This is a genomic window from Pseudomonas alkylphenolica, from assembly GCF_016009175.1.
Lineage (GTDB): Bacteria > Pseudomonadota > Gammaproteobacteria > Pseudomonadales > Pseudomonadaceae > Aquipseudomonas > Aquipseudomonas alkylphenolica_B.
Window position 1 is genome coordinate 134,704 of sequence record NZ_JADUCM010000002.1, and the last position, 12,501, is coordinate 147,204.

At 59.8% G+C, this 12,501-nt stretch carries 10 protein-coding genes; 5 read left to right on the plus strand and 5 right to left on the minus strand.

Annotated features, from left to right (window positions below):
- Window positions 1-5 precede the first annotated feature (5 nt).
- Together I5S59_RS02895 and glmS are read left to right on the plus strand one after the other, a co-directional pair.
- The gene (locus I5S59_RS02895; RefSeq protein WP_197875316.1) at window positions 6-785 is read left to right on the plus strand and encodes a DeoR/GlpR family DNA-binding transcription regulator; all 780 of its coding nucleotides are present in this window, start codon (window positions 6-8) and stop codon (window positions 783-785) included.
- Window positions 785-2,620 (plus strand): glutamine--fructose-6-phosphate transaminase (isomerizing), encoded by a 1,836-nt coding sequence (glmS, locus tag I5S59_RS02900; RefSeq protein ID WP_197875317.1) that lies wholly within the window; start codon window positions 785-787, stop codon window positions 2,618-2,620. The genes I5S59_RS02895 and glmS overlap by 1 nt, the downstream gene beginning before the upstream one ends.
- Window positions 2,621-2,958: 338 nt before the next feature.
- Here the strand turns inward: glmS and I5S59_RS02905 are convergent, their stop codons facing one another.
- The 5 genes from I5S59_RS02905 to I5S59_RS02925 all read right to left on the minus strand — a co-directional run bounded on the left by I5S59_RS02905 (window position 2,959) and on the right by I5S59_RS02925 (window position 8,965).
- A complete protein-coding gene (locus I5S59_RS02905; protein ID WP_197875318.1) occupies window positions 2,959-4,281 on the minus strand; it encodes a hypothetical protein in 1,323 nt (440 codons plus the stop codon).
- Window positions 4,282-4,471: 190 nt separating this feature from the next.
- On the minus strand, window positions 4,472-5,497 hold the full coding sequence (locus I5S59_RS02910; RefSeq protein ID WP_197875319.1) for a phosphotransferase enzyme family protein: 1,026 nt from the start codon (window positions 5,495-5,497) through the stop codon (window positions 4,472-4,474).
- Window positions 5,494-6,783, minus strand: a complete 1,290-nt coding sequence (locus I5S59_RS02915; protein ID WP_197875320.1) for an aspartate aminotransferase family protein — start codon at window positions 6,781-6,783, stop codon at window positions 5,494-5,496. The genes I5S59_RS02910 and I5S59_RS02915 overlap by 4 nt, the downstream gene beginning before the upstream one ends.
- On the minus strand, window positions 6,776-8,086 hold the full coding sequence (locus tag I5S59_RS02920) for an amino acid permease (RefSeq protein ID WP_197875321.1): 1,311 nt from the start codon (window positions 8,084-8,086) through the stop codon (window positions 6,776-6,778). Before I5S59_RS02920 ends, I5S59_RS02915 begins: the two co-directional genes overlap by 8 nt.
- Window positions 8,087-8,209: 123 nt before the next feature.
- Window positions 8,210-8,965, minus strand: coding sequence for an SDR family NAD(P)-dependent oxidoreductase (locus tag I5S59_RS02925; RefSeq protein WP_197875322.1), 756 nt, complete (start codon window positions 8,963-8,965; stop codon window positions 8,210-8,212).
- Between the two features lie 156 nt (window positions 8,966-9,121).
- Here I5S59_RS02925 and I5S59_RS02930 point away from each other — a divergent pair, with 156 nt between their 5' ends.
- The 3 genes from I5S59_RS02930 (at window position 9,122) to I5S59_RS02940 (ending at window position 12,396) form a co-directional block, all read left to right on the plus strand.
- Entirely contained in the window at window positions 9,122-10,186 is a 1,065-nt protein-coding gene (locus I5S59_RS02930) for an AraC family transcriptional regulator (protein ID WP_197875323.1), read from the plus strand.
- Window positions 10,187-10,630: 444 nt separating this feature from the next.
- A complete protein-coding gene (locus I5S59_RS02935) occupies window positions 10,631-12,037 on the plus strand; it encodes an NAD(P)/FAD-dependent oxidoreductase (RefSeq protein WP_197875324.1) in 1,407 nt (468 codons plus the stop codon).
- Between the two features lie 11 nt (window positions 12,038-12,048).
- A complete protein-coding gene (locus tag I5S59_RS02940; RefSeq protein WP_197875325.1) occupies window positions 12,049-12,396 on the plus strand; it encodes a cupin domain-containing protein in 348 nt (115 codons plus the stop codon).
- Window positions 12,397-12,501 lie beyond the last annotated feature (105 nt).

Consider the following 12,501-nt stretch of genomic DNA (forward strand, 5'->3'; position numbering starts at 1 on the left):
ACGCCATGTCGAAACGTAACACCCCCCAGCGCCGCCACAACATCCTCGCCTTGCTCAATGAGCAGGGGGAGGTGAGCGTTGATGCGCTGGCCAAGCGTTTCGAAACCTCAGAGGTGACCATCCGCAAGGATCTCGCCGCCCTCGAAGCCAACGGCTTGCTGCTGCGTCGCTACGGTGGCGCGGTGACCCTGCCGCAGGAACTGATCGCCGATCAGGCGCAACCGGTCTCGCTGTACAAGCAGGCGATCGCCAAGGCTGCTGTCGGGCGCATTCGTGAACACGCGCGCATCATCATCGACAGTGGCAGCACCACGGCAGCGATGATTCCCGAGCTGGGCCATCAGCCGGGCCTGGTGGTGATGACCAACTCGCTGAATGTAGCCCGCGCCCTGAGTGAACTGGAGCACGAGCCGGTGCTGTTGATGACCGGCGGTACCTGGGACCCGCATTCCGAATCCTTCCAGGGACAGGTCGCCGAGCAGGTATTGCGCTCCTACGATTTTGACCAGTTGTTCATTGGTGCCGATGGCATCGATCTGACCCGCGGCACCACCACCTTCAATGAGCTGCTGGGGTTGAGCCGGGTGATGGCGGAAGTGGCGCGTGAAGTGATTGTGATGGTCGAGTCCGACAAGGTCGGGCGCAAGATCCCCAACCTCGAACTGCCCTGGGGCAGCGTCAACACCCTGATTACCGATGAGCGCCTGCCTGTAGCGGCGCGTGAACAAATTGAAGCCCGCGGCGTCCATGTGATCTGTGCCGCACTCTCCAAGGAGCATGACTAATGTGTGGAATCGTTGGCGCCGTCGCCGAGCGTAATATCACGACCATCCTGATCGAAGGCCTCAAGCGCCTGGAATACCGCGGCTACGACAGCGCAGGCCTCGCCGTTTACACCCAGCAAGGCAACCTGGAGCGTCGCCGTCGTATCGGTAAGGTCAGCGAGCTTGAAGCGGCCGTTGCCGCGGATCCGCTGGCTGGGAATCTGGGCATTGCTCACACCCGCTGGGCCACCCACGGTGCGCCCACCGAGCACAATGCCCACCCGCATTTTTCCGATCAGGAACTGGCGGTGGTGCACAACGGCATCATCGAGAACCACGAAGAACTGCGTGAACAGCTCAAAGGCCTTGGCTACCTGTTCAGCTCCGAAACCGACACCGAAGTCATCGTCCACCTGTTGCACCACACCCTGAAAACTGTTCCGGACCTCGCCGATGCCCTCAAGGCTGCCGTCAAGCAACTGCACGGCGCCTATGGCCTGGCGGTAATCAGTGTGCACCAGCCTGACCGCCTGCTGGCCGCCCGCAGTGGCAGCCCGCTGGTGATTGGCCTGGGCCATGGCGAAAACTTCCTGGCTTCGGACCAACTGGCGCTGCGTCAGGTGACTGACCGCTTCATGTACCTGGAAGAAGGTGACATCGCTGAAATTCGTCGCGATCAGGTAGCGATCTGGGATGTAACCGGAACCAAGGTTCAGCGCGAGACCGTGCAGTACCACGAAGGTGCCGAAGCGGCTGACAAGGGCGAGTATCGCCACTTCATGCTCAAGGAAATCCACGAGCAACCGGCTGTGGTTCAGCGCACCCTGGAAGGCCGGCTGGGCAAGGACCATGTACTGGTCCAGGCCTTCGGTCCACAAGCGGCCGACCTGTTCGCCAAAGTGCGCAATGTGCAGATTGTCGCCTGTGGTACCAGCTATCATGCCGGTATGGTTGCGCGTTACTGGCTTGAAGAGCTGGCCGGCATTCCGTGCCAGGTGGAAGTGGCCAGCGAGTTCCGATACCGCAAGGTTGTGGTTCAGCCAGATACCCTGTTCGTGTCGATTTCGCAATCCGGTGAAACTGCAGACACCCTGGCTGCTCTGCGCAATGCCAAACAACTGGGCTTCCTTGGTAGCCTGGCGATCTGCAACGTCGGCATCAGCTCGCTGGTTCGCGAGTCCGACCTGACCCTGCTGACCCAGGCCGGTCCGGAAATCGGTGTGGCGTCGACCAAGGCGTTCACCACGCAACTGGTATCGCTGATGCTGCTGACCCTGTCGTTGGGTCAGGTGCGTGGCACCCTGGCAGCCGGTGTGGAAGCCGAACTGGTCGAAGAACTGCGTCGTCTGCCGACTCGCCTGGGCGAAGCCTTGGCCATGGACGCGGTAGTCGAGAAGACCGCCGAGCTGTTCGCCGACAAGCACCACACCCTGTTCCTGGGCCGCGGCGCACAGTTCCCGGTAGCGATGGAAGGCGCGCTGAAGCTCAAGGAAATTTCCTATATCCACGCCGAAGCCTACCCCGCGGGTGAACTCAAGCATGGCCCGCTGGCTTTGGTCGACAGTGACATGCCGGTGGTCACCGTGGCGCCAAACAACGAACTGCTGGAGAAGCTCAAGTCCAACCTGCAGGAAGTGCGCGCCCGTGGCGGTCAACTGATTGTCTTCGCCGACGAGGCCGCTGGCATGAGCAACGGTGAAGGTACTCACGTGATTGCCGTGCCGCATATCATCGATGCCCTGGCACCGATCCTTTACACCATTCCGTTGCAATTGCTGTCGTACTACGTGGCGGTGCTCAAAGGTACCGACGTCGACCAGCCGCGTAACCTGGCCAAGTCGGTCACTGTAGAGTAACCATCTCTACGGTTAACAACATATGGATTTAGAGAATAAAAACTGTCGCAGATGGGTCCCGTCTTCCGTGGCTTGCAGCCTCTTGGAGAGAAAACGCAAAACTGTCGCAATAGCGCAAAACGCCGGTTCGGACTGATGAGCTAGAGAATAAAAACTGTCGCAGCCAGGGACGACAAGGCTTTGGGGTGGTTTTACAGCACCGGCGGCTGGCAATGATTCATAGACGAAGGATTAAGTAGGCAACGAGACTGATGGTCATGAACCAGACGTGTTCCAGCTTGGGAACAAACGGTGCGGCCCCAGTCGGCGACCGCCCCGTAAACGATGTACAAAATGACTCAGAATGAAACTCCCAGTATCAGCTGGCTGTAAAGATTGCGGTCATTATTGCCAAGCTGGGTGCCGCCTTCCTCGGCACTCTTGTCCGGCTGGTAGAGACCTAACAGCGGCATCAGGATCACGTTAGGCGTGATGCACCACTGGGCGTATAGATCGATCTCTTTGCCATCGGTGTTGCCCATGCCTTTGTCCACTGTATTGAAGTCATACCACAGCAGACCGAGGTTCACCGTCTCCAGTGGCGAGGCCTTGAAGCCAATTTGCTGGATTACGCTGTTGCTGTTGAACGGCCCGGCATAGTTGGCGGCCACCTCACCCTGGAACCAGGTACCGTAACCCCGCACCTGGCCGAAGAATAGGGTGTCGTAACCTTGCGAAAAGCGGCTGTAGCGATAGCTGGCGCCCGGCGACCAGGGTGTGTCCTTGAACGTCCAGCCGGCCTCCAGGTACCAGCCGCTTTCGTTGTCTGCATCACGCTTGTCCTGCCAGGCGTATTCGCCGGAAAGGAACAGGTTCTCCACGCCGGCATTGCCTTGCGCACGCAGGCTGTAGGTCTTCATGTCCTTGCGGTCGAGCTGGAGCGGCGTGGCGAATGCCTCGTCCACATCGGTGACATCTATGTAGGTCAGGCCAATGGTGCCTGCATCGGCCACATGTTCCAGGGTGCCGACATGCAGTTCGGACTTGGCCTGGGCCGGGTTGTCCGACTTCAGCCACATCAGGTCACCGCGCCAGCCTTGCTTGCCACCCAGTCGCAGCACAGCTGTCTCGTCGAAATTCTTGCGAGGCGCGAGATAGTAGGCGCCACCCCGGTTGAGCTCGCCGTCGGCGACTCGCTTGCCCATGTTCAACGCATCACCGCCAATCAGGAAGGCATCGCCGACCGTGACGTTCTGCCGACCGAAGGACACATCCACACCATCTTCGCCAAGCGCTGGAACCAATGTGTCTGAGCGCCAGCCCAGGGAGGCATCCTCAATCTTGGTGGTGCGCTCGGTGCCGTCACTGATCCCTGCGGCATCGCCGTCGCCCCAGGAGGCGCTGCTGAGGAAACCGAATGCGCCATAGACGGTACCGGCGCCAGTCAGGCCCTGGTCAAAGCTCAGGCCGTACTTGATGTAGCCTTCCTGCCAGGCTGAAGAACCTTCGTCCAGGGTACCCGCTGTTGCGTAGTTCTCCTGGCTGTGGAACAGGGCATAGACTGCTTCCAAGTTGGCGCTCAGGTGGGTGTCTTCGTCGGTATAGACTTCATGGGCGCCGGCATTGGCGGCGCTGATCAGCAATGCGAGAGTAGACAGGCGAAGTAGAGGCGACTTGCTCATGGAGAGGCATCCGTTCTTGTTAGTGTCGGCGGGCTTGCTTGATTTCATGTTTCGGATCCACGCCGCGACCCCTGATGGCCCCTGCACTGGCTGACCACCGGCTGTTTGTCGTTGAAGTTGATCGGCGAAGAGTTGCCCGTAAACGCGCCGACCGCCCGGCCTTGCTCCGGTACAGTCGGCGGCGGGAGGATCAGTTGAGGGTGCTGTCCAGGAACTCCCGAGCCAGCTGGCAGGTTCGCTCCACCACCAACGGACCGAGCTCGGCGTTGATTTCAGCGTTCTGCCGGGTGTGCAGCCAGCCAAGGTAGGTCATGCCGCGCAACGCTAGGAAGAGCGGCAGTGCGGCGCGATCGGCAGTCGTCAGCGGCTTGACCGAGTGGTAGCCATCGAGCAGCGCAGCCTCGATCTGGGCGAAGCGTGGGTCATCCAGGCAGAAGAACAATGCAGTGGCCAGCTCGAACATGTGCCAGCCGAAGCCAGAGTCGTCGAAGTCGATTAACTGCAGGCGCGTACCGTCGAGCATCAGATTTTCCGGGATGAAGTCGGCATGGATCATGCCGAAGTTGTCCAGTGTGCGGCCGTACCGGCGCAGCGCCAGGCGCGCTTCCAGGCGGACCTCTTGGATCAGCTGGCGCTGGTGCGGATCAAGCATCTCGAAATCCCAGAAACGACCCCATAGCGGATCGGCACCGACCAGTCCTTCTTCGTCCCAGGCATGGCGGGTGAACTCGTTGGGCTGGCGCCATTTTGCCGACTGCAGGTGGATGCGTGCCGCCACCGCGCCGGCCTCAAAAAACAGCGCTCCGACATCGGCATCCGCCCGAATGCCCTGTTCGGCCGAACCCATGGTGCTGCCGGCAAGCCAGCCGAGCATGTCCACATGGCGCGACTCGGCAAGCTCTTCACTGTGCACATGGGCCAGATGGTCGCCTTCACGGGTGCGAATGATCTGCGGCACGCCGATACCACCGGCAGCGAGTTGCTCCATCCAAGTCAGCTCCGAGCGCAGAGATGCCTCGCAGTGGTAACCGGCGCGATGTACGCGCAGAGCACTACGTACACCGTCGGCGCGGGTAGCGCAGAACACGGCATTCTCGCGGTACTTGATCAGCTCCAGGCTGACGAAATCGCCTTCCCAGTGGGCCAGTGCGCGCTGCGCCAGACGTTGCAGGCTGGCGACCTGCTGGTCGTGATCGAGGGTGGAAAAGACGCTCATTGCTGTGCTCCTTGGGCATTGCCCAGGACACTGTCCAGGGTTTCGAGGAAGAACTCGCAGTTGGCAGTGCTGAACACCAGCGGCGGGCGAACCTTGAGGATATTGTCGCCCGCGCCGATCTTGCTGATCAGCACGCCGCGCCGGCGCATTTCATTGACGATGCGGCGCGCCTCGGCGCCTGCCGGCTCACGGGTACGCCGGTCGCGGACCAGTTCCACTGCGTAGAACAGACCCTTGCCACGCACATCACCGATGACCGGGTAGCGTGAGGCTAGCTGCTGCAGACCGGCCTGCAGTTGTGCACCGACCCGCCGGGCGTTCTCCAGCAGCCCTTCGTCCCGAATGACATTGAGTACGGCCAAGCCGACGGCGGCGGCCACGGGTGATCCGCCAAAGGTGTTGAAGTACATATTGCTCTGGCCGAACGACTCGACCAGCTCGCGCCGCGCCACAACGCCCGCCAGGGGGAAACCGTTGCCCATAGGTTTGCCCAAAGTGACGATGTCGGGCACCAGCGGGTGGGCCTGGTGGCCCCACATATGATCCCCGGTGCGGGCGAAACCGGCCTGGACTTCGTCGGCAATCAGCAAACCACCGGCATCACGCACCAGCGTTGCAACGCGCTGCAAATAGCCGTCTGGCAAGCGAGGAATACCTTCGTTGGCAAACAGAGTATCGATGAGCATGGCTGCCACGCCGACGCCCGCCGCCTGTAGTGAAGCGATGGCTTCGGCGACCTTGGCGACATAGCGCTCAGCAACCTGCTCTTCGCTGCCCTCTGCGTGGTAAAGGCAGGGAATCGGTACAGCACGGGCATGCGCCGCGAAAGGCTCGGAACCGGAAATGGCAGTGGTCACTTCGGCCAGGCTGGTGGTGTTGCCATGGTAGTTGTAGTCCGTGACGATCACCCCTTTGTTGCCGCTGGCAAAGCGTGCCATCCGCAGCGCCACTTCATTGGACTCGCTGCCGGTACAGGTAAACATCACGCTGTTCAACGGCTCGGCGAACGTCGCGGTGAGGCGTTCGGCATAGTTCACGATGAGTTCGTTGAGGTAGCGGGTATGGATGTTCAACGTCGCAGCCTGCCCGGCCATGGCCTCCACCACCCTGGGGTGGCAGTGGCCGACACTAGGAACATTGTTGTAGACGTCCAGGTAGCGTTTACCGTCGCGATCGATCAGCCAGACCCCTTCGCCCTTAACCAGCTCCAATGGTTCGTCATAGAACAGCGGCGATGCGCTGCCCATGACCTGGTGCCGACGATGCAGCAAAGTTGCTTCAGACATATTTTGAAACCTCCAGGGTCTTACCGGCGTTTTTGCTTCGCAGCAGGTAGTTGAGAACCAGGACCACGACCACCAGGGCCAGGGCGGTGAGAAGGAAGAGTTCCAGCTGGAAGCACGCAGTGATCACCACAAGAGTCAGCAGCATGCCGACTGTCGCCACCACCGGCCCGCCGCGCAGGCGAAATGGCCGAGCGAGTTGCGATTGGCTGCGGCGCAGGCGCAGGTAGGCGGCGAACAGCACCAGGTAGCAACTGCACATCAGCAGCACCAAACCGAGCATCATTTGCTCCGGTGGCACCACGGTAAGCGGCAGGCCGATCAGGGTCAGCACAAGCAGCGCGACATAAGGCGAACCGCGGCGGTTGGTGCGTGTCAGCACTGCCGGGAAATAGCCGTCCCGGGCCAGGGCGTAGATTTGCCGGGAGGCGGAGTAGACCAGCGAGAAGAGTGTCGCCAGCAGCCCGCATACGGCGCCGGAACCGACCAGTAGTGGCAGCCAGTCCTGCTCGGTGTACAGCCCACCGTGGGTCATCGCAGCATACAGCGGATCGGCAGCAGCACTAACCGTATCCAGGCCTGCCACACCCGGCGCGGCGACCGCAACAGTCAGCGCGGTCACCAACAATGTGAGCATGGCAGCGATGATACCCCGGGGCATAGTGCGAGCCGGCTCAGCCGCTTCTTCGGCTGCAGAACTCACCTGCTCCACGCAGAAGAACATCCAGATGGCGAAGGGCACGCAGGCAAACACCCCGGCCAGGCTCAGGCTCTCAGCCAGTCCGCTGGCGGGCAACAGATTGCTCCATTGCAGGTGCGGCAACATGGTCCCGCCGAACGCCAACAGCGCGACGGCAGCCACCACGCCACCCAGCAAGGTAAGGCCCAGAGCTTCGCCGACACCTATGATGTGAATGCCAATGATCAGCACGAACAGGCCGATACGTACCGGCCAGCCACCGAAACCAAACACCGAGTCCATGTACGCGGTGAGAAAGTTGGCAACCGTGCCGGTACCGATTGACAGTGCCAAAGCGCAACTGGCGCCGACCATGTAGCCAACGAAGGGGCCGAAGGCCAGTTGCGCATAGGCGAACACCCCACCAGCGTGCGGTTGGGCGGTGGAAAGTTCGGCAACGCACAGTGCCAGGCCTCCGCAGAGCACAGCCATCAGCAGCATGGCCATCAGCATGTTGGGCCAGCCATTGGCCAGCCCGTAGTTCCAGCCGGAGAACTGCCCGGCAATCACCAGAGAAATGCCAAGCCCGGCAATCTGGGGCCAGCGAAGAACACCTTGTTTGAGCATGGTGGCGAACCCTTCTTATGTTCTTGTATAGGGAATAAATTCACGACAAGGCAGCCTGGGCCCACAGCAGTAAGCCGGGCGCCTGGAAATCAGCTCATTTGGATGCAGCTGGGCTGGTCTGCCCTAGGCCATCAGTTTTTCTAGCAGCGGGTAACCGAAGCCGGCGCTCAAGCCGCCGTCCAAGGGGATGGCCGCGCCGTTGAGGTAGCGGCAATCGTCACTGGCCAAGAAGTGCACCAGGGCCGCCACTTCCTCGGGCTCACCGATGCGCTGTTGGGGGCACAGGGTTTTGACGATATCCACCTCGGGATGATCGGCTGGAAGCATCTCGGACCAGATCGATCCAGGGCAAATGGCATTCACCCGGATCCCGCGCGGCGCCAGCTCCAGCGCGGCGGTACGGGTAAGGGAAATGACACCCGCCTTCATCGCCGAATACTGCGAATAACCGGGCAATTGAATCAGCCCGGCGACCGATGCCGTGTTGATGATGGAGCCACCGTCGCGCATGCGCGAGGGGGCATGGTGCAACAGTGCATAGGGCGCTTTCAGGTCGCAATCGAACAAGACTTGAAATGCAGACGCCGGCGCTTCTTCGATGGTAGGACCGGTATTCTCGATGCCTGCGTTGTTCAGCAGAATGTCAATCTTTCCCAGGGCTTGGACAGCAGCATCCAGCGCCGTGACAATATTGCGCTCATCCAGCACATCCAGCCTGTGGAACAGCGCGCCGATCTCGTCGGCGATCCGGACACCTTCCTCCCGCCGACCGACGATCATGACCCGAACACCGGCCGCGATGAGGCGTTTGGCACACGCCAAGCCGATACCCGCTGTGCCACCGGTGATGAAAGCGGTTTTGCCTTTCAAGCTGAACATTTGCCGACTCCTTTATTGTTGTTTGGGTGCAAAGGCATATGTGCTGGCTCGGATGCTAATCAAACTTTGCGAGCCAATGGTGTCGAATTCGGAAAGACAAGGGGTTATATTCGGAAGCTCTTTATCTAACGGACCAACAGGGCGACAGGCATCCCCATGGCACGTGACCAAGGCTCCCTTCCACCACGCGTTGTAGATGCGCCGCAGCAGGCCTGGATGGTTCCCGCCATCAACGTCCTACTCGTGCGGGATATGCTGAAAGCCGAAAATGTCAGCGAGCTGGAGCTGTTGAGAGGCACCGGGACGTCCCCACGGGACATTCAGAGCAACGATGCGCTACTCACCTTCGATCAAGTGACGTCGATTATGGCCAACGCCGCCCGGCTGACTCGCACACCAGGGCTGGGGCTGATCATAGGCAGTCACGAATCCCTTTCGGACTGGGGCACGCTAGGCTATGCCCTGCTCAGTTGCGTGAGCATTGGCGAAGCCATCAGAACTATATTGAAGTTCCATCAAACCGCCGCTAGCATGGTCGAAATCTTCCTGATCCAGGAGGGTAGTCTGGCGATCCTGGACCTTAGCCCTCCCAAACCGCTCCATACGGCGCTGCCCTTGATTCTCGAGGAACACCTAGTAGCGACGAAGAAGTTGCTCGAATTGTTGGCAGAAAAGGCCATGCCCATGGTGCAGTTGAACCTGGGTTACGACCGACCGAACTACCATCGCCTTTATCAGCGTTATTTTGATTGCCCGGTGCTCTTTGCATCTTCGCGCAATCAGCTGATTTTCGAGGCAAGCTTCCTTGAGCAGCCCATTTCCCGCAGCAACCCCTTCGGTGCCAAGCTTGCTCAGCAGGTCTGCAATGAACAACTGGCGCGGCAGATTTGCGTTACGGAATTCCTCACTCAAGTGCGTAACCTGATCCTGCTATCGGGAAATGATTTCCCGAGTGCAGAACAAATAGCGGCCAAGCTGAACATCACGTCGAGAACCCTTCGCAATCGCTTGAAGCACCATGGCACCTCTTTCCAATCACTACTCGACGCCACGCGCAAGCAGTTGTCCTGCAGCTACCTCAGTTCGACACGAATACCCATAGACGACATAGCCAGACTGCTGAATTTCTCGGACCGCAGTAATTTTCGCAGAGCATTCAAAGCGTGGGTCGGTGTAACGCCCAGCGAGTATCGTCAACAGCAGATGCGTCAGCGCGGCTGAGGATGCCATGGGTTCGCGTGTTTCGAGTCTAGGGAACAGGCGCAGTGCCCAACCCACGTCCATGTTGTTTCAGCGTGCACCATGAATCAGGTATCGAAGTATTTAAAGTAACTATCAGACTACCCGAACAGCTGGCTCATCAGGACGTGGAGCCATATCTCTACAGTTTGTCTTGAATATCCGCATTGCTTCGATTGTGCCCGCCACAATAAGCAGCTATCGGCTAATTGATGACCCTTCGTGAAGGGCTAAGTTCGACCCATTGCAACCCGTCGCATCAGGCATAAGCGGCCAAAGTGGTCATTAGCCCAGGGTTAATAGAATTAGGGGTGATTCACTTGTACGATCGTACGAACGTACGACATGCATTCCTAATTGCGTCTAATTGTCGCCCCCTTCATGCCCATTGAAACTGGCCAGCATTCCACTAGCCAGGGGCTCACAATGAAGCTAACTATTACCCCGCCATTAAAGCCCAGCCACTGGATGGCCGCGACTGACTTGGCCGACCGCGCAACGCTGCCTCTCAAGGGCGACCATGCTGTCGATGTTGTCATCATCGGTGGTGGCTTTGTTGGGCTCTGGACTGCCATAACGATCAAGGAGCAGGAGCCTGACGCCCGCGTCATGGTGCTTGAGCAGCACGTGTGCGGGGGTGGCGCTTCGGGTCGCAACGGTGGTTTTGTCATGTCCTGGTGGCCGAAGATTGGCACCCTGCGCGGTTTCTGCAATGAAGAACAAGCCCTGTTCCTGGGCAACAGTGCTGAGTACGCGATCACGGAGTTGGGCGAATTTTGTGAGCGTCATCGCATCGATGCCCACTTCCAGCAAAGCGGCTGGCTGTGGACCGCAACAACCCCTCAACACGTCGACACCTGGAATGGCACTCTTGCCGCCTGCGAGCGTTTGGGTGTGCATCCGTTCGAGCGTCTTGATGCCCGTGAAGTGGCCCGGCGCACTGGTTCAGCAGTACACCTGGCGGGGGTTTTCGAGCGCAGTAATGCTACCGTACAACCCGCGCTCTTGGTTGAGGGCATGCGTCGGGTGGCGTTGGCCAGTGGCGTTGAGATTCATGAAGGCACAGGAGTGACCGACGTCGAGCCGGGTCAACCTGCCCTGGTGAAAACCCCTCAGGCTAACATTCGTGCGCGCTCTGTCGTACTAGCGGTCAATGCTTGGGCCGCAGCAATGCCAGCGTTGGCGAGGCTCATCGTGCCGGTCAACAGTTCAATCGTAGCCACCGAAGCCATCCCGCAACACCTCGCACAAATCGGCTGGACCGGAGGCGAATCCATTACCGACTCGCAACTGATGGTGGATTACTACCGCACCACGCGCGACGGTCGAATCGCTTTCGGCAAAGGCACTGGCGCTTTGAGCTTCGGTTCGAAAATCGGCGATGTGTTCAGCGAGGATGCGCAGAGCCTGGCGTTAACCGAAGCCGACTTGCGTCGTACCTATCCCATGCTCGGCAATGCACGCATCGCGGCGCAGTGGTCTGGTCCGATTGACCGAACCTACGACAGCCTGCCGGTGTTTGGCCGGCTTAGCGGCCAGGACAATATTCACTACGGTATAGGCTGGAGCGGCAACGGCGTGGGCCCGAGTCGACTGGGCGGGCGTATTCTCGCCAGTTTGACTCTGGGACGTAAAGACGCCTGGAGCACGTGCCCGCTGGTGGAGCGCAACTGTCGCACATTCCCTCCCGAGCCAATTCGCTATTGGGGCGGCTCTCTCGTCCGTAATGCCGTGATGCGCAAAGAACGCTCGGAACTGGCCGGACATACGCCATCCGTGATGGACCTTTTTCTGGCCCGCTTCGCGCCGGCCGGACTCGAAGACAAAGTCTGAGGAATCAAACCATGTCGATTGTTCGTATCCCCGCCAGTGCACCACTTACCTTCGGCGAAGCCACTCCACTCGGAAATCCACAGCAGCAAGCCGTTGCGCAGGCACGCACCGCTGCGCACCAGGAGTTGCCGGACGCCCGTGGCTCTACCGGTGTTTGGGAATGCAGCCCTGGCAGTTTCCGCCGCCAGGTGGCCAAGGCCGAGTACAGCTACATCGTCAGCGGCGCTGGCAGCTTTACACCGGATGCAGGCGAGCCTGTCGATTTCACCGCAGGTGACGCGCTGTACTTCCCGGCCAATACCCAAGGCACCTGGACTATTCATCAGAGCGTGCGCAAGACCTACCTGATTCTCGAGTGAGTCGTTAGTCGGCCGCTCCTCCCACATAACAAGACGAGGTAACAAGAAGTGGGTACACAACAACACATTGAAGCGCCTTCGGGGTTGAAGGCTCATGCCCTTGGC